Annotated in this window: 19 protein-coding genes and 4 pseudogenes; 9 read left to right on the forward strand and 14 right to left on the reverse strand. The window is 56.2% G+C overall.

The genetic code is table 11. The annotated features are described in order from the left end of the window. Positions 1 to 460 precede the first annotated feature (460 nt). Positions 461 to 805, forward strand: coding sequence for a hypothetical protein (locus tag NKG95_RS16935; protein ID WP_352844807.1), 345 nt, complete (start codon positions 461 to 463; stop codon positions 803 to 805). Positions 806 to 858: 53 nt separating this feature from the next. Here NKG95_RS16935 and NKG95_RS16940 read toward each other — a convergent pair whose 3' ends face one another. After that, positions 859 to 1035: a hypothetical protein gene (locus tag NKG95_RS16940; RefSeq protein WP_352844808.1), complete on the reverse strand. Its 177-nt coding sequence runs from the start codon at positions 1033 to 1035 to the stop codon at positions 859 to 861. A gap of 412 nt (positions 1036 to 1447) precedes the next feature. Between NKG95_RS16940 and NKG95_RS16945 the strand changes: the two genes are divergently transcribed. From NKG95_RS16945 to NKG95_RS16960, 3 genes are all read left to right on the forward strand, one after another. Beyond that, complete coding sequence (locus NKG95_RS16945) at positions 1448 to 1912, forward strand: cyclic nucleotide-binding domain-containing protein (RefSeq protein ID WP_353041587.1); 465 nt, start codon at positions 1448 to 1450, stop codon at positions 1910 to 1912. Beyond that, entirely contained in the window at positions 1912 to 2475 is a 564-nt protein-coding gene (locus NKG95_RS34305) for a helix-turn-helix domain-containing protein (protein WP_502913964.1), read from the forward strand. Before NKG95_RS16945 ends, NKG95_RS34305 begins: the two co-directional genes overlap by 1 nt. Before the next feature lie 523 nt (positions 2476 to 2998). Beyond that, positions 2999 to 3637 carry a hypothetical protein gene (locus tag NKG95_RS16960; RefSeq protein ID WP_353041589.1) on the forward strand — a complete coding sequence of 213 codons (639 nt, stop codon included), beginning with the start codon at positions 2999 to 3001 and terminating at the stop codon, positions 3635 to 3637. A gap of 21 nt (positions 3638 to 3658) precedes the next feature. Here the strand turns inward: NKG95_RS16960 and NKG95_RS16965 are convergent, their stop codons facing one another. The 5 genes and pseudogenes from NKG95_RS16965 to NKG95_RS16985 form a co-directional block, all read right to left on the reverse strand. Continuing rightward, the gene (locus tag NKG95_RS16965) at positions 3659 to 4627 is read right to left on the reverse strand and encodes a PHP domain-containing protein (RefSeq protein ID WP_353041591.1); all 969 of its coding nucleotides are present in this window, start codon (positions 4625 to 4627) and stop codon (positions 3659 to 3661) included. After that, the gene (locus NKG95_RS16970) at positions 4585 to 5319 is read right to left on the reverse strand and encodes a helix-hairpin-helix domain-containing protein (RefSeq protein WP_353041593.1); all 735 of its coding nucleotides are present in this window, start codon (positions 5317 to 5319) and stop codon (positions 4585 to 4587) included. The genes NKG95_RS16965 and NKG95_RS16970 overlap by 43 nt, the downstream gene beginning before the upstream one ends. 107 nt (positions 5320 to 5426) lie before the next feature. Next, a pseudogene (gene ligD / locus NKG95_RS16975) lies at positions 5427 to 6495 on the reverse strand (non-homologous end-joining DNA ligase). Between the two features lie 652 nt (positions 6496 to 7147). Then, positions 7148 to 7273, reverse strand: a pseudogene (locus NKG95_RS16980) (DUF982 domain-containing protein); the annotation flags it as partial. Between the two features lie 329 nt (positions 7274 to 7602). Next, positions 7603 to 7800, reverse strand: coding sequence for a hypothetical protein (locus tag NKG95_RS16985; RefSeq protein ID WP_353041595.1), 198 nt, complete (start codon positions 7798 to 7800; stop codon positions 7603 to 7605). A gap of 101 nt (positions 7801 to 7901) precedes the next feature. Between NKG95_RS16985 and NKG95_RS16990 the strand changes: the two genes are divergently transcribed. Continuing rightward, positions 7902 to 8117, forward strand: coding sequence for a hypothetical protein (locus NKG95_RS16990; RefSeq protein ID WP_353041597.1), 216 nt, complete (start codon positions 7902 to 7904; stop codon positions 8115 to 8117). Positions 8118 to 8416: 299 nt separating this feature from the next. Here NKG95_RS16990 and NKG95_RS16995 read toward each other — a convergent pair. Beyond that, positions 8417 to 8631: pseudogene (locus NKG95_RS16995) on the reverse strand (transposase); the annotation flags it as partial. A 75-nt stretch (positions 8632 to 8706) separates the two neighbouring features. Between NKG95_RS16995 and NKG95_RS17000 the strand changes: the two are divergent. Then, positions 8707 to 8958 (forward strand): DUF6074 family protein, encoded by a 252-nt coding sequence (locus tag NKG95_RS17000; RefSeq protein WP_352449758.1) that lies wholly within the window; start codon positions 8707 to 8709, stop codon positions 8956 to 8958. 7 nt (positions 8959 to 8965) lie between these two features. Here NKG95_RS17000 and NKG95_RS17005 read toward each other — a convergent pair whose 3' ends face one another. Beyond that, positions 8966 to 9247, reverse strand: coding sequence for a hypothetical protein (locus tag NKG95_RS17005; RefSeq protein WP_352844817.1), 282 nt, complete (start codon positions 9245 to 9247; stop codon positions 8966 to 8968). Here NKG95_RS17005 and NKG95_RS17010 point away from each other — a divergent pair. Next, positions 9237 to 9521 carry a hypothetical protein gene (locus NKG95_RS17010; protein ID WP_353041600.1) on the forward strand — a complete coding sequence of 95 codons (285 nt, stop codon included), beginning with the start codon at positions 9237 to 9239 and terminating at the stop codon, positions 9519 to 9521. The two genes, NKG95_RS17005 and NKG95_RS17010, sit on opposite strands and share 11 nt — an antisense overlap. A 245-nt stretch (positions 9522 to 9766) precedes the next feature. Beyond that, on the forward strand, positions 9767 to 9985 hold the full coding sequence (locus NKG95_RS34310; RefSeq protein ID WP_502913963.1) for a DUF7674 family protein: 219 nt from the start codon (positions 9767 to 9769) through the stop codon (positions 9983 to 9985). 614 nt (positions 9986 to 10599) lie between these two features. Here the strand turns inward: NKG95_RS34310 and NKG95_RS17015 are convergent. The 5 genes and pseudogenes from NKG95_RS17015 to NKG95_RS17035 form a co-directional block, all read right to left on the reverse strand. Beyond that, entirely contained in the window at positions 10600 to 12882 is a 2283-nt protein-coding gene (locus NKG95_RS17015) for a hypothetical protein (protein WP_353041602.1), read from the reverse strand. 562 nt (positions 12883 to 13444) lie between these two features. Then, positions 13445 to 13960, reverse strand: a pseudogene (locus NKG95_RS17020) (OB-fold nucleic acid binding domain-containing protein); the annotation flags it as partial. Between the two features lie 1237 nt (positions 13961 to 15197). Then, on the reverse strand, positions 15198 to 15962 hold the full coding sequence (locus NKG95_RS17025; RefSeq protein ID WP_352720295.1) for a hypothetical protein: 765 nt from the start codon (positions 15960 to 15962) through the stop codon (positions 15198 to 15200). 1250 nt (positions 15963 to 17212) lie between these two features. Then, complete coding sequence (locus NKG95_RS17030; RefSeq protein WP_353041604.1) at positions 17213 to 18073, reverse strand: matrixin family metalloprotease; 861 nt, start codon at positions 18071 to 18073, stop codon at positions 17213 to 17215. 87 nt (positions 18074 to 18160) lie between these two features. Further along, on the reverse strand, positions 18161 to 19681 hold the full coding sequence (locus NKG95_RS17035; protein ID WP_353041606.1) for a hypothetical protein: 1521 nt from the start codon (positions 19679 to 19681) through the stop codon (positions 18161 to 18163). 960 nt (positions 19682 to 20641) lie between these two features. On the opposite strand from NKG95_RS17035, the gene NKG95_RS17040 reads away from it, so the two are divergent. Further along, positions 20642 to 22591 (forward strand): C1 family peptidase, encoded by a 1950-nt coding sequence (locus tag NKG95_RS17040; protein ID WP_352849143.1) that lies wholly within the window; start codon positions 20642 to 20644, stop codon positions 22589 to 22591. A 218-nt stretch (positions 22592 to 22809) separates the two neighbouring features. Here the strand turns inward: NKG95_RS17040 and NKG95_RS17045 are convergent, their stop codons facing one another. Further along, positions 22810 to 23130, reverse strand: a complete 321-nt coding sequence (locus tag NKG95_RS17045) for a hypothetical protein (protein WP_352642569.1) — start codon at positions 23128 to 23130, stop codon at positions 22810 to 22812. Between the last annotated feature and the right edge of the window lie 28 nt (positions 23131 to 23158).

Raw genomic sequence — 23158 nt, forward strand, 5'->3', positions numbered from 1 at the left:
GCACATCGGCTCAGGTTGGAATCACTAGCGGTGGCTGGCTGACTCCCCCGACCACCGGCCAAAATCACTCGGCTGGCGATCAAATTGCCGCCAGCCGAGCATCACTCCAGGAACCTTTGCGCTTGCTTGTGCTTCAGCGCGGCACGCCTCGCTTCTGTTTGCTTTCGGTCAGATAGCGTCGCTGGCGTCTTCGGACTACCGGTGAAGCAAGTCCGATGTGCGCCTATCGCGACCCCGCTTCACCTGCCGTCCAGCCGTTCGCGCATTCGCGATCGTCGCTCTCGGCAACAGGCGGCGCGCGCGGCCAGGACGTGTCGCATGTGCGCGCTGTCGAAGGAGGCGCCCAGCAACATTGCGCGTGAAGGCAACGCGGGCATCCGATCGATCGTTAACCTTTCTCTGCAATGAGCGCCTTGTTGCCGGCGATCGGCCTTCGGCTCTTACGCATTATGGAGATCACATGTTGGTCCCGGCACCCGATGCCGGCAACAGGTCTGCTTCGGAGCGTCGTGACAGAACTGGGCGACATGGTTGCGGTGGAGTAGGCGCCGTCGCCCTGGATGAACAACAACTGTCGCATGCGGTGCATACATTGTCGAAGCTTTCGGTCGGCCGCGGCCGCATCGACGACGACCACAACGGCATCAAGTCGCTGCTGAAAGCCCGCAAGGTATCGTCAAGACATAGCGTGCCGGCGAAGATCCGCCCTCGCGACAGGGATTCGTCAGGCCGATCGGTCGGCAACGCGACCGGCCAGATGAGCGAGAGCTTACCCTCGGTGCTGGTCTCGACCCGGCTCGTATAGAGGCCTGAAGGGAGATCTCCAAACGCTCATCGACGGTCGTCGATCACTGCCGACTACGAGTCGAGGTTGTATGGCTCGTGGCCTAGCTCGTTGTGATGAAGCGCCTCTGCCATACACCTGATGTCGAACGCTTGGCCGCACGCCGGGCAGAGGACGAAATACTCCTCCTCCCGAAGTGGCGATGCATCGTGGTCTTGGGGGATGACGATGTCATTGTATTCGTCGGGCATTGGGTCCTCCGGCAACGCCGCCCGCCATGCTGGAACGCCTGCCGGCAGGATTTGTTTCAAAGTTACTGCGCTTAAGAAGAGGGCCGGAACGGGTGAAGCACAATGTCGGTAAGCGCAAGGCGACGGCGCCCGAAACTCATCACGTGAGCTGAACGACTGCTTTTGCCAACTCGATGCTCGAAACCTGCCGATCTGCTTAGGCCGGTTCCGGACATTCGTGACCGGCCTCATAAGTCATAAGAAGCGCCCACCACCTACGGGACTCAAGCCGACATTCCCCGAGCCTTTCGCCAGGCACGGACTCTTTGCCAACCGCACATTTGAAGCCTATGCTTCCCACATCGGCCGCCAGCGCGTCGGACGCAGCCGACAGTAAGAGGTACGTGCTCTTGCCCGCATGGGAGAGAGAGCCATGCCCCAATCCCTTCTTCGCAACCATGTATTGAAAACCCTCTCCTCGGAGGATTTCGCGCTTTTGAGGCCGTCACTGCATCACGTCGAACTGGGCATCAAGGACCAGCTGGAGGTCGCATATCATCCGATCGAGCGTGTGTATTTTCCAGAGATGGGCATCGCGTCGGTGGTCGCCACGATGACCGGAGGGCGGCAAAGCGAGGTCGGCATCGTCGGCCACGACGGCATGACAGGAGTTGCCGTTATTCTCGGCCAGGACAAGTCGCCCAATGAAACCTATATCCAAGTCGCAGCTAATGGCTGGATCCTCCCGGTTGAAGCTCTTCGCTCTGCGATTGCAGAGAGCCAATCCCTTCGCGAGTCACTGCTTCGCTGCCCCACGCGTTCCTCATCCAGTCGTCCCGGACGGCACTGGTCAACGGCCACTCCAAAATCGAGGAGCGCTTGGCCCGCTGGCTACTGATGGTCCAAGACCGCGCCGACGGAAACAAGATCTACCTGACGCATGAATTTCTGGCGACCATGCTTGGTGCCCGGCGCCCCGGCGTTACCACGGCCTTCCAAATGCTTGAATATCGGGGGCTGGTTCACGCCAAGCGCGGCGAGATCACGATTATCGATCGCATTGGTGATACAACTCACGCATGGTGCTTACGGGGAGGAGGAGCAAAGTCACTTCAGCCTAGCCTCCGTCTAATTGTCCTGGATCAGACAAACCCTTGCAAGCTACCGAATTCGTGCCGTAAATCGTGTGGGTCAGGGTTCAGGGAGGAATTCTCGATGACCACCACTTTTGACACAGTCACGGTTGAAAGAGCCGCCGAAGCCTATGTTCTCTCCAGAGGCAAGGCCCACTTCCTTTCGATAGCACAGGCAATCCGCGCCATCCGAACACTCATGCCTGCATGCGGGGCCACCGACCGCGAGCTGGAGGAGCTCTTGGCGGCAGCATCCATTATTCACGGTGTGCCAGTCGCGTTCGACTTAAAAACAGCCGTGGCCGCAGAACCACGGCTCCATTCATAGGGCCGGTGATGCCTGCGCTCGCGCAGACGCCTACCTTATCGGACGTTCGCCAAGCGATTGTCCGCCACCTGATCGACAACATCGGCAGCCCGAGCATTTCGATATCCGAGGTTAGCCACACCGTGAGGAGAATGCTTCCCTTTTGGGAACTCACGGACTGGCAACTTGGCGATCTCATTGCGCGAAGCGCGATCGATGCGGGATTCGCGATTGAATCCGACGGGGTGGGTCCCGAAAACGCATGTCGAGGCTCAATAGCGGAACAGCTGCTTTAGCCATGTGGCTCCCAATCACAGACGGTCAGGTTGTGGCCCCCAAAAAGCCGCCAGGCGGCAACGCGCCTGATATCGCACTTTGAGATCAACTCTGCCGCTTCCTGTTAGCCGAAGTTGCAAGCGGCCCCGCTAACAATCGTGGTTGCCCCTTTAGGGCATCGTGGTTCAGACCGCTGGCGGATTAGAACTCATGTTGGCTTTGCGATCGGCTCGTCGCTGCCGACAATCGGTGACCTATATAAAGGGGCATGTCCACGCGCCGAAAAATCAATGCAACAGCGAAGCTGATTGGAGAGTGGCCTTTAACCCCGGCTGCAACGTTTGGATCGTCCGTCAGAGCGAGGGGTATTTTTCTCGAAATACGCGCCCGCCTTCCAACGGAGTTCAGGAAATTGCTCAATATCGAGTCCCGCGTGCTTACCCTGCGCCTGTCTGAGGGCGCCGAGAATGATGTGCAGGTGGTATTCGGGATCGTAGCCAAAGCACTGCAGAATATCGAAGACCTGCCCGTAATCCCCCGTGAAATCGAGGACATTCTGACGATCTCGACGGCCGAACGGCACCGCTGGTTGAAAGATGGTCGCTTGCAGAGCGCCGGGACGAAAACGGTGAAACTTCGCGGGCGAGCAAGGAGCATCACCTTTCACGTGTTCGACCCGCAGCACGTGGAGGATGTGCTTGACCGCGACCTGGTTACGGTCTGGCGCGAACAGGACGCAGCGACAGCTGCAGAGAATAGGCGGCGAGCCGCGGGGAAGGCCGCTATGAAGCGCGCCCAAAGAAACGATCGCGGAACTGCAGCTTCAGCTGGCTATGGCCCCGATGAGAACTCGCACTCCAGTTTGCGCGGCTGGGAAGATTTTGAGAAGGACGGACTCCTGCGCTGATAGGGCGGGCGCACAAGCAGGTTAGGACGTTTGCCTGCGCCGTGCGAGATGCGCAAGGAGGGCCGTCAAACGCATCGCGTTCAGGACCCGCTTCGCAGGGACACCGCCCTTGCGCGCCATCTCGACACCCCAATGCATGTGGTCGAGCTCGCGGATCGAATGAGCGTCCGGATTGATGCTGAACATGCAGCCCTGATCGAGTGCCTTTTGATGCCAGCGCCAATCGAGGTCGAGTCGCCACGGATGTGCGTTGATTTCGACAGCGACGCCGTGTTTCGCACACGCTTTGAGGACTTTGTCGACGTCGAGATCATAACCGGGCCGCCGCAACAGCTGGCGACCGGTCATGTGCCCGATGATTATCGTCCGAGGATTTCCGATAGCCTCAATGATACGCTCCGTCTGCTCTTTCTTCGGCAACTTGAAGCGGCTGTGCACGCTCGCGACGACGAAATCGAACTGCTCCAAGATATGATTCGGGTAATCGAGCGAGCCATCCGCCAGGATGTCCGCCTCGATGCCCTTCAGTATGCGAAATTTTCCATTGTATGCCTTGTTCAGCCGGTCAGCTTCGCGGTGCTGTTCAGCAATCTCCTGCAACGAAAGGCCGCCTGCGTAGTGAGCGGACTGCGAATGATCGGCGACACCATAGTATTCGAAACCGCGCCTACGCGTGGCTTCAGCCATTGCCTCAAGCGTTTCGGTGCCATCGGATGCGGTCGTGTGAGAATGCAGGATGCCATGCAGATCTTCATCCCGAATGAGGGCGGGGAGCTTCTGCTTTGCCGCTCGCTCAATCTCGTCCCTGCCTTCGCGCAATTCAGGCTCGATAAACTGCAAGTCCAGAGCTTGGTAGATTTCTTCTTCTGTGGCTGACGCGATCAGCTTTCTCCCGCGATGAAGCCCGTCGGCGTTTAGGGTGAATCCCTTGACGGCCGCGAACGTCTTCAGTTGGCCAAGATGGTCTGCCGACCCGGTTGCTTGGAGCAAGCTCGCGCCAAAGTGCTTCCTGTCCGTGACGACAAGCCTGAGGTCGTATCCTCGATTCCAGTCGACTTTCTGGCCTGCGCTACCAGGGCGAGGTCGGAAACAAGCTCGCAACCGCGTCGGAAGTCACCTGCAATTTCGACGCGCGAAAACTCTGGATGCTCTTGCTTCACCGATATGACCGCATGTTCGAGAAGGGCGGCGGCCTTGTGCAGGTGAAGTTGCGTTTCGCCGCTTCGCACGATGGCCAGGTTCTGCAGCAGCTTTGTCTGAAGCGCGGCGCCGAGGCCTTTGACTGGGCGTATGCGGTCCTCTCTTGCTGCGGCCTCGAGCTCCGCCAGCGAGTTCACGCCGAGCGCCTGATGAAGCTTCAGTATCTGATCGGGACGAAGCCCGGGTATGGCAAACAGCTCCATCACGCCCGCTGGAACATCCTCGCGCAGCTTTTCAAGGCTCGGGTGCGTGCCGGTTTGGTAAAGCTTGGTCACGATGTCTGCGATCGCATCACCGATCCCCGGGATCTTGGTGAGGGCGCCGGCGGCGATGATCCGATCAAGCGGCTGCGACAGCGCCGTCAGACTTTCTGCCGCGCGCAAGTATGCCTTTGTGCGATAGGGATTATCGCCGCGCATAGACGCCCGTTGCGCGTATTCCCTCAAAAGACTGGCGACGGCCCTCGGATCGATTTTTGCCATGGCTTCAGCCAAACGAGGCCGATCTCCGCAGGTTCCAATCAGGCAAGACCATGAGCGCCGCGTTGCCCTTTAAATCCCGGCTTTACTGCCTTTTCCCGCGTCGAACGCTACAGATTGGGCAAGGATTGGTCAGCGCGACCCCACCCCGCCAGAGCTTTGGAGGCTGCGCGTTTATTTAATTCAGGAGCATCGCCCACGTGGAAATGAGAGGGCGCATCTATTGTCTTCATCTCCGCCCACGTGATCGGTGCCGCGACAGGAGCGCCCGGACGTGATCTCGCGCTGTAAGGCATGATCCCGGTCGCCCCGCGCTGATTGCGTAGATAGTCCACAAAGATGCGACCCTTGCGGCGCGCCTTTGGCAACACTGCCGTGAAATGGGCCGGATCGCTCCGGGCGACCCCCTGCGCCAGGCGAGACGCAAAGTCCTTCACCTGTGGCCACTCGGCGCCAGGGGTGAGCGGCGCGATGACGTGCACTCCTTTGCCTCCCGTCAACATCGGGAAAGTCGTAAGTCCCAGCGATTTAAGGAGCGGCGCGGACGGCCTCAAAATCGAGGCCTTCATCGGGGTCGAGGTCGAACACGAGGCGGTCGGCCTTTTCGACATCCTCGATCCGAGCTCCCCATCCATGCAGCTCGATCGTTCCCATCTGGACGCAAGTCATGAGTCCATCCGCATCGTCGACATAGAGATATGGTTCCTCGTGCCCTTCCTTCTCCGTGATGCCGACGTGGTGGACTTTGTCGCCAAAGCTGCCGGCGTCGTGTTTTTGGAAGAAGCACTTCTTCGCGCGGCCCTGTGGGCATCGAACCAGACTGATCGGCCGGCTGCCAACCCAAGCAAGCATGATCGCCGCGACCGCTGCGTAATGGTCGGCGAGCTGTCCCTTGGTGATGTTGGACTCCGGATAGATGACGCGATCACGGTTACTTATCGCGATGGCGGTTGTCGCAGACGCGGCGAGATCGGCTGCATGACGTTCCGTCTCGAGCACGACCGCCTCCGGCTTCTTGTCTTCGCGAAGACCAAGATAGCTCGGATGTCGTAACGTCCCTTCATTTGTCATTTCCGTGAAGGCAATCTCAGCGACCAGTTTCGGACGGAGCCAGTGTGCGCCGCGCACTTCGGCGCGTGGTGCGTCGACGGTCGCGGCCTTCTGCTCAAGCGGCGCCATTATGTCACGCGGTCCTGAAAGGCGTCGGCGCACAGTTGCACAGCCTTCCTCCACTTAGGTCCCATCTTGGTCCACTTCATGAGTTCCTCGGCGGCACCCTCGACGTTGTTGCACCCGTAGGTCACCCCAGGTCGGTCGGTCTTGACGTACACCGGAGGGGAGAACCAATGGGTTGCCACGACAACTCCTACTCAGGGGAGAGATACACGTTGGCCTCCCTGGCAGCCGCCTCAAAGGCTTCACGGACCTCTTGGGGGACACCCTGCCCTCGAACGCGTCGACGCAGGATGGACCGCCTTCGTACACTTCGGGCCCTTTGTGTCCCACCCCATGAGTTCCTCGGCGGCTCCCTCGACGTGGCGACGTGGCTGACCCCATTGCGAATGCCCGGATGTTTCGTCTTCACGTAGACCGGTGGAGAGAACCAGAGAGGACCCATAAGGGGGAACTTAGAGCGGCAAGAGCCCGCCGACCAACCCCGCTTTAGCCGCAGCTAAGGGAACGATGTAGGCCCTCGCGGGTTTAGAGGTGGCAGCGGGATTCTTCGTGGATGTGCAGCCGCTGTAGGGGGGCCGTCGCCTCTCCCTCACCGGCAGCGGGCTCCTTTCGCGAAGGCAGTGTTGGTAAGACACACCTAGAACCTTATACCAATTTAGCTACTTGTCATTGGGGGGAGTGATGTCCCCTCCTCTTTTGCAGCAGCCAGGAACGCCTTGCGAGCCTCCTCAGGTTCCATCTCGTCGAAAATCACGGCCATGCAAACACGCACCGCGAGGTCCCACCAAGGGCCACGCTACGTTTGTACGTGATGACGATAGCCTTCGGAACCGATCAGTTTCCGAAACGCTTCGGGGACAGACTGATGGTCTGCTTTGTTGCTGGTTGTCATGTTCGGGAAGTCCGTCCCAATGAGCCGCAACTCGCCCGCAACGAATGGGTTCCGTCAGGAGGTCGGAATATTAAGTATAAATTTCTGAGCGGGAGATCGGATAACTGGCTCGCGCGAAGACCCCCGCGTGCCGCCTTCGTCTCACGCTGTGATCCCAATAGGGCAGGCTCTTGCGGCAGGGTGCCGCAAGATCGCGACGAATGAAACGCCGGCCCAGTTCAACCCGCGCGACGTCCTTCAAAGCTGGGGAGATCGATCTTCACCAAGCGGTCTGCGGCCTCGACCGCAGTTCGTATCCTGCTGCACAGCGCGAGATTTTCGGCCAGCATTTCTTCAGTGCGTTGAAGCGCGAGCTCGGTCCGGTGGATGCGCTGCCTGGCATTGGCAACTTCCGATGTCAAAATATCAGCCGCCATCCCGTGGCCGTGAGGTTCCATAGTGTCCATGGGTTTCTAATACATGGGGGGCGATATCGTTCCCTGATGTCGGGCGAAACGGCGGGCCACAGAAAAGCGCGATGGGCCGCATGACCAATGCGCGCCTTATCAAAACAGCGCCAGAAACAGGCGAACGGCTTCGGCAGCTCTACATCCCACGGGCAGAGGCGATCACGGTCCAGAGGGCCATTGATCTGTTCAGGCACGACTACAACGCAAACGAAGACACACTCAGGCGGCTGGTGATCAAGCACCGTCTTCACAACCAGACAATGCCGGTGCTCCGTGGAGAATAAGCGCTCCCGGTTTGGTTATGGCGCTCGCCGGCGATGATGACGCGGTTGAGGCAGGACGATCGCGAGCACCCGGACCTAACTCGGTATTTCAAGCGGCTCGGCATCCCGCGACCCTGACTTGCTATCAAAAGTTATGGTCGCGGCGACTGTCTCGAGTAGACATTAAGTAAATGTCGCGGCCCGACAGAGCCCACACAAGAGCGAACCGTTGCTGCCTTGCGCATCGCCCTCTAGGCCGCCGGCGTCGAGTTCATCCCGGAGAACGGCAGCCGCGCCGGCGTGAGGCTCCGCAAACCTTAGGCCATAGACTCGTTACTGCGCAGCCACACACCTGCTTTCGCCATCGGACGAAGCGGTTGCAACAGGTGGTGCGCGGGCCATAGCGCTGAGGCAGGTCGCGCCATGGAGCACCGGAGCGCAGCACCCAGAAGATGCCGTTCAGCACGCGCCGATCATCAACACGCGCCACACCTCTTGGCTTGTTGGGTAGACGGTTTATTCCATTGCTGACCATTGTCCAAAAGCGCTGTTAACCAAATTTTCTCACCCGCCAATGCTTATTCGCGCGACTGAAGGGGTGAGGTGATCGATGTGTGATTCAAACATAAGCGCGTTTCCGCTGCATCGGCGGCGGAAGTTGGTCGAAGGGATCGCCCGGGTCCTGGAATCCAAGAACGGGGAGGACGCGAACGCCTTCTGGCGCAACACCGCCAAGGCAATTCTCGTTCAACTGTCCGAATCAGGAATTGCACCCGGGGTCGCCGAACAGGAAGTTGGAACGCTTCTTCATGCTGTCTTGGGCGATATCGCCACCCGCAGTGCTGCGAAACTTGCACAATAGCATCGGCTCACGATGAGAGATTGCCGCATAGAGACGCCCCGGGCTCCACAAGCGTAGCACCACTGCATCCGTCAAACGCAAGTTTCTCACTGCGGATGAAAAGATAGCCGCGTTCGTCGAAATCATGCGCGCGAATGTGCTCTCGGGCGAGATACGGTTCCGCCTCGCCTGTCCGGCGGTCATCGACCAAATCGAGGTAGGCGATGCGGAAACCCGCATTCATGGAAGGCCGACGGACCTTTTCCACGAGCTGAACCCGCAAAACTAATGAGCCGCCGTTGAGTTCCACACTGCCTTTTCTGCGACTTTTCGAGCACAAACCAGGAACACCTTCGGCGCCTAAGGCCAGTTTCGCGCTGGAAAAAGCCAAAATGCGGGAGTTGAGAAATGGCCGCAACTGGCCGGAAGCGAAACGACCGCTTGTAGCTGCAAATCCAAGATACCGGACTCAATCTAGCGGGATTCTGGACGGGCTGCCGGCAACGGATCAGCGGATGACGGCACCGACGGGTGCCGGCGCCGCGTATATCGCGGGCGGAGACGACGAGACCGAGAGCCGGTGAAGGCGTAGCGGTAGGGATGTCGTCGACGACGCAGCTGAAGCTGACGCGGACCCGCCTACTGCGCCGTCCGCTGAGCATGCAGATAGGCTTGCTCGGTGTGCCACTCGAAGTCGGTCGGTCATATCGGCTCATTCCGCTTCATATTCGGGGCAATTGGAAAGGGCCATTCGGAGGTTACCAGAGTTGCGGATGTCGCTGGATTACGCGGCTATGCAATGGCAGCTTCACGGATTACTCAGGACAAAATGTTTGAGCTGCTTTTGGTAGCAGACCCATCCTTTTGTTTTCGCTGGGCCGAGTTCACGGCGGAATGGGGCGATGAAGCAGACCTCTGCTATATCTTGCGCTCAGCTCTAGCCGAGAACCTGTTGGAGTGCTTGGAAGCTGGGACCACCGGGAGGTTCGATGCCATCTTCGCTGTTGTCGAACGCTGGCATACAGACTGCGATGCTTATGGCAGTTAAGCGCGTCGGCCTTCTCGGAAGCATTGCAAAAAACTGTCAGGTGGAAATGACAGGAAAAAGGCTACGGTCGAGCCATGGCAACGTCAAAGAGAGTAAGCGCGTGTGGGACAAGTTAGATCGCTTTTGGGAAGGCGATTGCCGCGCTCTTTCCTCCATTAACTGACAATCGCTCCATCCCGTCCTACGTCGCTCTCCCTTTATGGGTTCACGGCCTAACTTGAGGAGGCTTTCCGCCTATCGCCGCAGTCACTATGCTTTGAATGAAGAATCCATTTTCAAGAGACAGTACCACCGTCGTTAGCGTGTTGATATGTTCGCTAGATATACTATAAATGGACAAGACTACCAGCGGTGAGATGAACAACGCCAGATACGTGTCCTTGCCTCTCGCGAGTCCATTAACCATATTTCGGAAAGAAACCGAGTCATCAGTTCTTTTTGCCAGTGAGAAAAACAACCTTCCCAAGATTATCCCCCCATATAACGGAAGCCCGATATATAGGAGCACTATGACATTTCCAACGTCGGCAAACTTGGCACCGGTGGAGATAAACCGAAACAACAACCACAGTATCAATGTGATGCATAGAGAAATAAGTAGAAGGACAACGCCCCTAGTGAGTAACATGCGTTTCCATCTCCACTTTTATTAGACGGCCCGGAACAAGTCGTCCCGCAATGGCGAAGGGTCTCACGGACCCCGAGATGGCAAATCCATAGCTTTGTTCTGTCAAAGAGTCGAGTCTATCAAGCGCGTCGTGCAACTTGCTCCAATCACCTTCCAAATACGTGATTGCCACCTCATATGTCAGCGACGATGTGCGCCGCTCGACGTCCCTTTCGGGACTTTTACTGGCTATCTCCGCCCCCTTGTCGAAGAAGTACCGTGCGCGCTTGAAATCTCCAAGCCAAATGAAAGACTCGGCCAAAACCTCATACGTAGCGACGGCGTCCTCGCCATTATCCAGCACAGCTTCCTTTTCGACCGTGGAGACGAGCGCCTCATCTACTGATCCGCCAATAACATTAGCCTTGACTCGCGCAAAGTGGATTGTCCGAAGCAAATACTGGGCCCGGTCTACGAGGGCGTATTCTCCCTTTACTGTGATGAGATATGCTTGCGCGGAATCATCTGCTTCCTGGTATGCGCGTATGGCACATATGGCAACGAGCTGGTTCACGCAGCTATCCCCTAGGTCCATCAGCGCGATCGATCTTTCGTATTGGTTTTCAAACGCTGCCCTCGTAGACTCTATTAGTCTTCCACCCAGCGCATTGGCGTCAGCCTCATCACCCACCTCTAGATAACCGTAAAAGGCGAGGCTAAGAAAATTTGCCTCCTCCATCAGACCAGGCTTCGAAACAATCTCGCTTAAGGCTGAGACGACGAATGGGTGTGTGTAGCCCAACGGAAACTGGGTTGCCAAGATCGTGACCAGATCCGCTTTGGCTTGCAGACCGCGCCCGTCGGAAATATCAAGAGCCTCCATCATGTTGACGGCTGCAAGCTGCCCGCGCTCGTCCAGATGGATCCCGTCCCGCACTTCTTCAGCAAAATCTTTACACGAATAGAATTCCGAGGCACTCGATGACAGCCCGTTGCCACCAGACCCACAGTTATAAAATCTACCGTCCGACTGAAGAAAGGTTAGATAGGTTAAAGAAAGGGAAAGCCATTTTCCATCAATTTCTCTGTAAATACCATTTGTCATCCTTGCTGCGATAGGGAGCACCGATTTTATCGCATACCGATTTTCCTGTCCAAGTCTCTTCTTAATCAACTCATTCTGCTGTGACAAAATAGACATCATATCGTCAAGGAAACTGTCGATCGGTTTATCGCTCTTGCCTTCAAATTGGACATCGCACTTTGCGCCAGAGAGTATCAATGACTGGCAATACTCAAACAGTAAGATAGTCCTGACGGGCGCTTGGTCGTCAGGGAGTTTTCCAACTTCTTCGACGCTGTAGTGCAGATATTCTGCGAACGCCCCTCGGTTAGCAACAGCTGTACTAATGAATAACAGAGAGAACGCGTATAAATTTCTCGTCTTCATCCATTCATAGTTGCTACTGCATAGCGATAGGGAGGACACATTTATGGTTGGCGTTTGCGTCTCCCGATAATTAGCGCCGGTTGGAAAAATATATTTGATCGTATCCACGAATGACGACAGCCTCAGATCCATACTTTCGTGCGAACTACCAAATTGATCCAAAGACGACACTATATAGGCATACATATCATCAAAGTAACTCGTATTGTTACTTCCTGCGTTAGCAAAATAGGACTCGAATATCTTCGTCTGCAAATCAGGCTCCACAAACGCATTGGCCGCCAGTGTGTCCGCTTCTTGCTCGTACTGCCTCATGGCCCAAGGGCTGATGAAACGTTTGTACAGCATAGGATGATCAAAATGGTGATGAGCTACCTCGTGGTATATTATCCAATTTCGAATTGCTTGCGCCGGAACACCTGAATCGTCTTTAAAGACCTCATGCTCCATGCCTCTCGAAAATGTTCTGAGGAACGACGCATCGCAGAATATATAGCGCACACCGTCTATGACCCTCGCCGCACATCCGCAGTCGTACGGGACCCCCGCCTCGTCGAATTGCTCCTGGGTCAGAATAAATACATTTACAGCATTTGCGACAATTATTCTATTTATGTTAACATAATATTTATTCTTTGTTTTGCTCGAGCTTATCTGATAGCCTGGATTCTCTATCGAGAAAGTCGATATACGTATGTCAGGCATATCTGGGTCCACGACCTTATTTTCAGACACCAGATCGTTCAGTTTTGACAGAACCGAGGCCGGGCTTTTCAGGCAGCTAATAGACAATCCCACCGCGGCAATCAAAAGGTAGATTGAGATCTTTTTGAACGCCATGTGACTCCCCACACTTCCCTCCTGAAATTGAGGCAATGCTTAGACGCAGTCGCGTTTGGCGCGGAAAGTGTCGCTTGGTGTTGAGTAGGAGTGGCGTTGGTAACGTCGCCGGCATTCAAAACCAAGTCGCCGTCTTGGGCATTCCGCTAAACACATAACACTGAAGCACGTGCAAATTGGATTGATGAGATTAACGTGGCCCTTGCATGCTACACCCGTGGGTCGCTCAACACCAGATGTTCGCGAAGCTACGTTTTCGGATTTGCACGATCTCGCCGTTAGCGAGGGCGGGTTTTCAACGCTCGTTTCGCAGCGGCAGCTACGCGCCTCGTGTCTGCCGTTTAGCGAAGGTTTGCGTGCGCCCGAAAGCTGACGCGCGAGGCAGCATGCTGTTAGGGTTAGGCTGCGTTGCCAAGCTCCGCTCTCATATGGGACGTTCAGAATATGGGCTGATGGGCACGAGTGGCGCGCGTAACATACTGAGATGAAGGCTGGGGCGCCATCCCGAACTGAGACATTCGCGACGCCGAATACCTTGGCTATGCCGAGTCGTGGCGGCGTTTTACCTAAAGTCCCGTGGCCTAGGCAGCTTGATCGGGATAGTCTCCCACTCGGGATAAGACCCCTTATGCCGAACTCGGCATAAGGGATCGACGATATCGCGCGTTTTCGGCATGCCGCGCGGATCGATGCCAGATCCGCCATGATGGGCCTCGTCACCACGGCCGTGCGGCAGGGGAAACGGCGCCTCGCGATTTCCCACGCTGGCCAGCTCGGCCGACAGATCGGTTAACTCATGCGCGACGAGATGTACCACCTCCCCTTCCCGCTGGATGCGGCCGCGCACGCCGAGCATGTCCGACGAGAGAAGCACGCGACGGAATTTCTCAAACACCTTGACCCAGACGACGACGTTGGCGGCGCCGGTCTCATCCTCCATGGTGAGGAACATCACGCCTTTGGCCGAGCCCGGCGGTTGCCGGACCAGCACCAGGCCGGCGGCCTCAAGCCATCGTTTGTCTCGGGCCTGCATGGCTTCCTGACAGGTCACGATGCGGCGGCGGCGAAGATCGGCACGCGACGTGGATGCGACATTTCTACTTTGCTGAGAGCGCGACATTCCAACTTGGTTGCAACATTGAGGCACGAAGCGTGAACATTGGCGCATAATCCCACGAGACTTTCGGGTTCGGCAAACACAGGCACATTAAATTCAACGATGAACGCGTTCCGTTGACCTTTGCAATCGTGGGCAACGACTTTGTGACCTGCTCCACCCAGCAGGGCTGATAGCGCAGCTCGACCTGGTAGGGCGGCGTTCCACCGGACAGCTTTCCAGCAATTGATGCCTTACTGCCGCTTGGCAGGGATTCCTGATTCCAAGGGAGTTCCGAGATCGTCAAGGCCTGCGGCGCCGCCGTCCCAATCCCGCGGAGCCGTAATAGAAGCCCAGAATGGTCCCCAAGACACCTATGATGATGGCGAGCAGGTCCTTGCCTAGTGGAAATCGTAGTTTAACGTCCTCCGGCCCCATCCAGAACGTCGAAACGGCGACCAGCACGATCACCCCGGTAGCACTCGAGGCAAACAAGAAGGTCAGAAGTCCGCGAGCACCTTCAGCCGATGAAAGCGTCGTGAAACGACCTGGGTTGTTTATGCCCATAATACCATACAATAAATGCAATGAAAGCGACCGCGCCGGCAGCTAAGACCGCCAGGCTCATCACGCGAAATTGACGTCATGTTCTATGCCCCCACCCGCACAATTAGTGTTGCGGTTAAACATGATTGTTCATTTGCCCCCTAGCCGAAAGGCTTATTCTTCTGCAAAGACGCTCCCTTAATTCGGGCCGCAGATCTTCCCTAACACCAGTCCGAGCACCTAAGGACTATCCGCAGGCGGGGATTCCCCGATCTCTTGCCTCTTGTCGGGAACAGGTTTCGACAGCAAACCCGTTCGACCAGATGGTAACTTGGTCACTTCCGCCTACCCCCTTGTAGCAGCTGCCGTCGACCGGCGAAGTCTTCTCTTTCAACCCAGTTGCCTGAGAGCGCCTGAAAGCCAACACCGAAGCGCAATGAAGCATGAGCTCCGTTATCATGTGATCATCAAGCTGATTGGAACTCAGAGCCTCCTTGATCCTGGAAATCTGGTCAGGGGGGCCTATGTCCTCTGCACCGACACTGACCAACGCTTGAAAATGTAGGCGTTCCTGACTCTTTGTCTTCTTGTCGTTTTTGGTACGCGACTTGGCTTTGTCAGCTTTCTGCGCTTCGGGAACTGTTTTCCTTGATTTTCCCATCGAACAACACCTTCACTGGAGGGGACTGACCAGGCCTCTGAGCCCGGTCTGAAGCTGAGTATTGAGATGCGTAGCCTCGGCCAAAGGCGTAAGGCCCGTTGGCCTTCCCTTGACCGATTTATCAAGCGGGCCGAACGTGAACACGAGTTCGTGGGTCCGGTCGCGATTTGTGCTGAAGAATGTTCCGGAGGGGTTCACACTCGCCCGAACGAGCTTCCAGGTCGGCGTGATCGAACCGGAAGTGACGATCTTGAAGGACACGGTTTGCGAAAGCACGTTTTTCTGTCCGGTGATCGGCACGCTGGATCCCGGGCTGTCAGCAACATTGAGTATCGTGGCGCCGATGCGACCTTCAAGAAGTGAGGACAGCTTCAAGTCACTGTCGACAAGGAGGGAGCCTTCCTTGTTTCCAAGGGGGTCGCGGCACCCTCTTTTAGAGGAGTCGACGGAGAAAAACTGGGGCCTGTACAAATCCGCCACAGTGAAAAAGACGTTCGTCTTTTGCAGACGGGTCGCTTCAGCGGAACCTGCTAGTCCAGCAGCCGCAGTGAATATCGATGAAGGGCCCGAAGGTGGGGTAAGAAGGACCGTCGGGTTCACCGATGTCTTTTCGACAACCGTGAGGTTGATGGCGACCTCAACGCCCCAGTTGTTGAGGAAATCGGTATAGGTCTGTTGTGTCTTTCGATATTTTGCGTCTCTTCTGTCATTCTCTATCACTTGCGTTACGGTGTAACTAAGCTCGCAGCCAACGCTTCTGATGATCGTGCTGATCATGTCGCTTTCTTTAAGCGTGTTTGCGTTGGGCCATTCGCGAGTGCTCGGAACGTACGTTCCGCAGTCGGCAACGGCAAGGCAGAAGACAGACGTCAGCACGCAGCGCCAGAAGCACATAGATACCACCCCCAATGCTCAGACTTAAAAATGTATAAGCTTTTCGGGAAGGGACATAATTCCCTCCTCGACTTACCCCCTATGCTCAGCCGTAGCCTTCTAATGATAAAATCTAAATGCCCGCTTCGGCGATAAAGAAGGTAGATGCGATTCCAATGAAATCCTTGTGCCTGAACGGCACTCGATGACGGAAAAGTTTATGAAGCCCCCTAGCCTCTTCTAGGCCATCATCACTCAAGTGTGTGATATTGGCTATATAGCTCCGCAGCGATTGTCGTTGCCGGAGTTATTTTTTCTGATTCTGATCACAACTGTTGGCAGCGTCGCGGTTGGCCCCGAAGGCTCTGACTTTCGGATTCTTCGACTTCTGGTTGGCGCATCGGGGAAACGACGACGCCACTACTGTACCGACAAAAAACCGGCAAGATGCACATCGCGGCTTGGATAGCTTGTTACGGCGCCCTCGAAGCGGTTCAGGAGGCGCGTTTGCCCCCGGCAGCGTTCTCATCCATGCAGCGATCGAGCAAGCCACATTCTGGTGACGAGATTCCCGGGGTGAGTGCCGTCGCGTTTCGTTCTCCGTTTCCTTGCCCTACACCTAGTTAACGGTCGCTGCCAAGTTCCCCACGTAAAGTAAAAGGAAGCGGGCCGACACCTCTTGGGGACGGGTGGGGAAGGAAGCTTATGGGGCCGTCGGCCTAGCGGGTTGGGGTCCGCCACCGTGAAAGACTGCCACCGCCTTTAAAATAGACGCTCCCCAGATACCGCTCCTATGGTCCCAATCAGAACAGCTACCAGATTGATGACATCGCTGGTCCGTCAGTCCCTTCGCGCTTCCCTCGAATGAAGCTTTCGGTGCGCGAACGCGCCACCAGCGAGGTAACATATTTCCGAGAAATAAGATCACCGCTCGGACTGTGACGGCCTTTTGCAAGACCTTCATCGGTGAGAGCGTGAAAATCATAACCGCCAAAGCGCACCGCAAGATTTACCGTTGCGAGTTTCCTGCCTCCGCTTTGCTGCGCCCCGCTAACCCCACCGATGCGACAAAGACGACGAGCGAAATCATATTACTGCTCCTATCCACCTAAGGCCGCAGGTTCTCGAAATGATAGAAGTTGGCCGTATCAATCTTAGGGCGACAAAAGCTGCTGTACCCTGGCTAAGGTTTGCGCAGGTTCCATGGCCGAGATGATTTCTGTCGGCTCGCCACTCGTGTGAAACGGCGTCATAAATTTGATCGGGGTTCCGTTGATTTCTGTTAACTGGCCGCTCCAAGCCAGTGAATAGAGCTTCTTCAGGTCGGCAGTGTCGTCTGCGGTCAACTTACTGTCCGCGCCGTAGTTCATGATGCTGAACTTCTTATGCGTCCCAAAAATGATGGAGGGCCAAGCGGTCTCACTGACCTGCGCGAAAAAATGCCTAAGTCCAAAAATGTGACCGATTTCGTGAACTAAGGTCTCAATCTGCTCTGTCGGGTCTTGTTCGAATATCTTGGGATAGATAGTCACGACGTGCCGCCCGCCGTCGGGGAAGAACGCGCTGGCCAGTACGCAACCGTTGACGTCGCAGTCGTCGCTGTGTTTCACCACAATCTCGAAATCCCAGGCGTCGTCTCGCTGCGCGAACTTGATTGGCACTGCATCGCCCCAAGCAAGAATGGCCTTCGCGAACAAATCCTCAACTTGAGCCTTGACTTTGGCGGGATCTGCAAACGATTGCACGGAGCTCTCACGGAACTTCCAGCGCAGCGTTGTTCCTTTTGCCCACAAAGGAATAAAGCCTTCTGAGGCGTCGACGACGATTTCTAACGGGGATTTGCCCTTTGGGGTCTTGTGCCCGCGTTCTTCGGTGTCGCAGCGGACACCCTCGCGGATGAAGTGGACAAGGGGCTTGGTATTGCGCTCGGCGGCTTTATCGTCCCGGAGTTCCGGCGAAACGCTGGCTTTGGTGGACTTCGCGGGCGATAGTGTCTTTTCTTTTGTCCGTGCCATATGAAAGTTTCTCCCCATCCGTGATGAAACGCATTCGGCGATCTTGGTCTGCCGGGTTCCCGACTTGCAGCGCCCCGCTAAACCCTTTTACGCTGGGACATTCTTAAACCAGCTTGCCCGCGTCCCGGGCAAAGCCTGCCCGTGGTCTTCCATTGCTGAAGGCGCAGCGTCCGGTTCGGGGCCGTAAATAATCCTTAAGGCCGCTTGCATCGTCGGCACATCCAAGACCCGTCCCGAGTGACCAGGATGATTGTGCCCAGCGTGATGGGTTGGGGATGATGACGCACGCGCTCCCTCCCACGGCTCGTCGTTCTTCACCCAAGTCCCGTCGACCGCGAACCATTCCACACCGTCAAGGGTCATTGGCTTGACCACTCCAGGTCGCACAGCTTCGTGGGCGCGATACCAGTCGTTGATGCGGTCATCGACCCACCCGTGCAGCCGCCAAAAAATCGGATTAATATGCGATGAAAAAGTCTCGCCTAGATAGTCGTACTCGGGATCCAGCCATTTTTCATCGAAGTCCAGTGCGTCGCGGCCGTTGGGAAGCGGCAAACCGCGCTTGGCCACATCACCGGTAGGGTCGCGGGTCACCGAGGTCCACCGCATATGCATCCAATTGTGGATGGTGAACTCAATCCGTGAACCAAGCTCGCCGAGCGACAGGGAGGCGAGGTAGTCCGCGGAGGTATAAAGCGCCTCCCATGCCTGGAATCGGCCATAAAGCGTTGAGGTTTTCCTCAATTCGAACAGCCAATTCGTCGTGTCAGGGTCACCCGGCACGACCCACGCTGGCGGCAGGGAGTATCCGTCGAGATTGCCAATCTGCGACGCCTTCGTTTCGGGCGCAAACGACGAGGGGAACTGCTGCTGCGGCAGACGTCGCCAGGTCCCGACAGAGGGATCCATAGCTCGAACCTCCTTCACCATGCGCCGGTGCATGTAGAAAAAATCTTCGCCCGAACCGTTGGCAAGTCGATCGGCCGCCAGACTTGCTCGCTCTTTGGTTTTTGGGCCAGGCTGCCAACCGGTTGCGCGCAGAGCCTCCTTCTTGGGGTCGCTCAGGTTGTCCCATGTGTCGCGCGAGGCGTGCCAAAGCGCATGATGGTAGCGATGCTCTGCCGAGCTCATCATGTCGATGATGCTTTTCGCTAGGGGTATCGTTTTGCGTGGTTCAAGGAAATCCGACTTGACCGCGACAAAAGAGAACACTGAACCCGCCGGCGCTCCATTATGGGCCACGGTGCGCGTCACGGTCCCTACGATCGTTGGGCGATTGCGCGGCGCGTCCGGCCACTCGGGGGATAGGTAGCCCCGGTAGTCGTAGATCCAGCCGTCATACTCGGATTGAGGCTTGCCCTTGGCACGCCAGCTGATCACCGCAGGGTTGCCAGGTATAACGGTGCCTTCAACGAGTAAGTAGGGTTCGGTACCTACACAACGATCTGGGCGCTCCCCCAATAAACCATAGATGTGCCCGTCCTCGCCAACTTCGAGGGATAGTTCGGCTTCCCAGACTGTCAGTTTGCCAAAATCGCCAACATTCCCCGGCACATTTAGAAAGCTACGGTACGTCCAGATGCCAGGGATATCTAGATTGATACCCATCGACGCCCCCCACCCCTTCATTTCCGCTTCCTTATATTAGCAATAAAGCTTGGCGAGTCGACTCCTATTTGTCGTAATGTCGAAGTTGGCGGGTGCACCTTGAACAAATCAGCGCACTAGATTCAGTTAAGACCCCATATGAATTTGCGAATGAGCGTCATCGAGGGTTTTCTCTGAAATCGACATGTATGATGAGCGAGCTCCAAACGTCCGGGAGTAGCGCGAGAACAGCTGAAGCCGGCGTGTCTGCAAACGCTCAGGCGGGTGGAGGCCGTCTCGGATTCGGAAGCGGCTGTTGTGTTGCGGTCCTTGCCGACGACGACTGTCCATACCACCGTCTTCATGTTGTCATAGATGGCTTGGGTCTTGATTTTCATTGGGACTCGTTCTTTAGTTATGTTCGAGGGCTACGTTTTCTGCAGAATAAACTGCGTTCAGACCTTGCGTTTGGCGTGAGTATTGTGGCGGACCGCAAGGCTTACGGGGTCGAGCATTTATGCGCGATCGTATGCCAGGAGATGCTTAGCTGGATTGACGAGATGTCGGTCCACGAGATCGTCTAACGTTAATGTTTTTTTTTCGCAGGCGGCGATTACTGCGGCGCACCGCGGACCGCCTTCCCAAGAAACACCCAAGCATTCGGACCTGATTTCACTGCGATGCCTATCGAAGAAGCGAATAAAACGCGTAGGCTTCAGCGTCATTCGGATCGTCCGCGGGGTCTACAACGGCTACAGAAGGTTTAAGTACGACTTGCAAGGAGTGAAGCCAGACGAGCAGTTCTTTCGGGACCGCCAGTGGTGCGACTTTGATATCTGCCTCCAAAAATTCTACCCCCCTACAACGGGAGTGGCCCTCGGGCGCAGATCTATATGGAAAATGTCAATGCATTCACCGAATATTGCGCAGCCGTGACCGGCGACTGACGCACACTTACGTTCCGGGATCATGGGTGGGGAAATGGCAAGGGCTGCAGCTACAAAGAGAACCTTCGACGCACTGCCTGACACGATTGACTTCCGAGATGCAATCTTTACGCCGACACTTATCCGTGTCGCACCCGAAAGTGATATCAGCGCCTATTATGGCCTTGGCATACCCGTCCTGGATCAGGGCCGAGAAGGCGCATGCACCGGCTTCGGTTTGGCGACGGTCGCAAACTATCTCCTGAGGGTCCGAGAAAGGAATCCGGCGGCCGACGAAGTAAGTGCCTGGATGCTTTACGCGATGGCCAAGCGTTATGATGAGTGGCCCGGGCAAAATTACGAGGGATCCAGTGCGAGGGGAGCCATGAAGGGATGGTTCAAGCACGGTCTTTGCGCTTATGCGCTCTGGAAGGAACGCGATCCCGATCCCACTGTTGAGGAAAAGCGGTCTGCGGACGCGCTTGCTCGTCCGCTCGGCGCTTATTTTCGCGTGAATCACAAAGACCTCGTCGGCATGCACGCGGCGATTAACGAAACCGGCATTTTGTATGCCACGGCGCGCGTTCACGACGGATGGCAGTCGGTCAAGCCGGAACAGGAGAATATTGAATATCGTCCCGGGCAGATTGGCGGGCACGCCTTTGCGATCGTAGGTTACAATCGCCGAGGCTTCTGGGTTCAAAACAGCTGGGGGGAAAAGTGGGGCGCAAAAGGGCTGGCAAACCTGTCCTACACGGACTGGCTCGCGAACGGCACAGACGTATGGGTCGCGTCACTCGGCGCACCCGTCGACCTGACCTCGTCGCTTGCTACCGCAAACATGAGAGCGGACGCTCCGCGCAGCTACCAAAGCCAGGTTTATGCAGACCTTCGTCCATACATCATCACGTCGAAGAACAATGGTGTCTTGGACGACAAGGGCACCTATGGCTTAACCCCTGCTGGGTTGAAAACTCTGATAACTGAGCGGATGCCGCGCGCCATGTCTTCATGGCAAACTAGGCGTGTGCTGCTCTATGCTCACGGCGGTTTGGTCGGTCAGGACGCTGCGGTGCAAACGGTTTCAAGCAATCTCGCGCCGTTGCTTCAATCGCAGGTCTATCCTCTCTCATTCATCTGGCGCTCGGACGTTTGGACGACTTTGTCAAACATATTGAGGGACGCAATTGGGCGTCGGCGGGACGAAGGCCTCCTGGACAAAGCCAAAGATTTCATGCTCGACAGGCTAGACGACACTCTGGAGGTCGGCGCGCGAAACCTCGGAGGTAAAGCGCTGTGGGACGAGATGAAAGAAAACGCGCGGATGGCGACGGAAGAGAAACTTGGCTCGGCGAACTTGGTAACCGACCATCTCATCAAGCTCCACAAGGACGGTGAGATTGATGAGGTCCATCTCGTCGGACATAGCGCCGGATCGATATTTCATGCTCCGGTCGTTTCAAAATTCGCCAAGGCCAAAGTCCCCTTAAAAACTGTCAGTCTTTGGGCGCCTGCGTGCACAGTCGCGCTCTTCAATGAGACCTATTTGCCAGCGCTCAAGAAGGGAATGATCGAGAAATTCGATCTTTATACGCTTGACGACCCAACGGAGCAGGACGACGATTGCGCCGGCATCTATCATAAGTCGCTGCTTTATCTTGTCAGCAACGCGTTTGAAACAACACCTCACATCCCTGCTCTAAAGGACGGAGTTCCTATCCTCGGCATGGAAAGATTTGCCAAAGATGCGCTGGGGACGCTATTCGACGGAACAACCAAGCAGTGGAATTTAGCTCCGGGTCCAGCCTCTAAAGCAAGGCACCACGGCGATTTCGATAACGACGAAGGGACATTACTGTCAACGCTGCATCGAGTGCTCGATGGTTCCGTAACCAAGATAGCCAAGGATCTCGCGAAGCGTAGGCCGACTGGCTCCAACATACAGAAGCAAGAATTCAGGCAGTCCCTCGACCAAAAGCTCGGCCAGCCTTCCGCAGCGAAGTGAAACCCATGCTTCCTAAGTCCCGGTGGGCCAGTCCGTCTACGCTGATACGCCTGGATATGTTACGGAGTTCAGAGCTCACGGAGCTTACTCTCCACGAACCGCAACACTTGGTGGCCACCTGCCTGCGGCTTCCCGCTCGCTGTGATCGTCGACTATGGATCGGCAAGAAGCGGGGGGCCGCCTCGGCTTACATTGAGCTTTGCCGCTAGGCGGGTCTTTCAACCGCGAAAGAAATCCATCAGATTGGCCCGTGGTGAGCGCGCGGTCTCCGCGCCGGCAGCGCCAGAGATTACTTTCTGTAGTATGAGAGGGGTCAAGAGTCCAATTTGGAATGCCGTCAATGCCTGCGCTTGGCTTCCAAAATTCAACCAAGTAAAAGCACCCGAGACAAATATCATCAGCGCTGTGATAATCCAGTACGGTGCACTTTTTAGATACTCTGGAAACCGTGGATTTGTCTTTAGGCCATACCAATGAACAAGCTCGGCGACGAAGCCCCCAAAAAGGCCAACCAGGAAAACGCTCAGCGCAGTGGTCAACGCTACTCCGCCACTCATGTCCAATCCT

Origin of the sequence: Mesorhizobium sp. M1423 (assembly GCF_040317575.1) — a bacterium.
Taxonomy (GTDB): domain Bacteria; phylum Pseudomonadota; class Alphaproteobacteria; order Rhizobiales; family Rhizobiaceae; genus Mesorhizobium.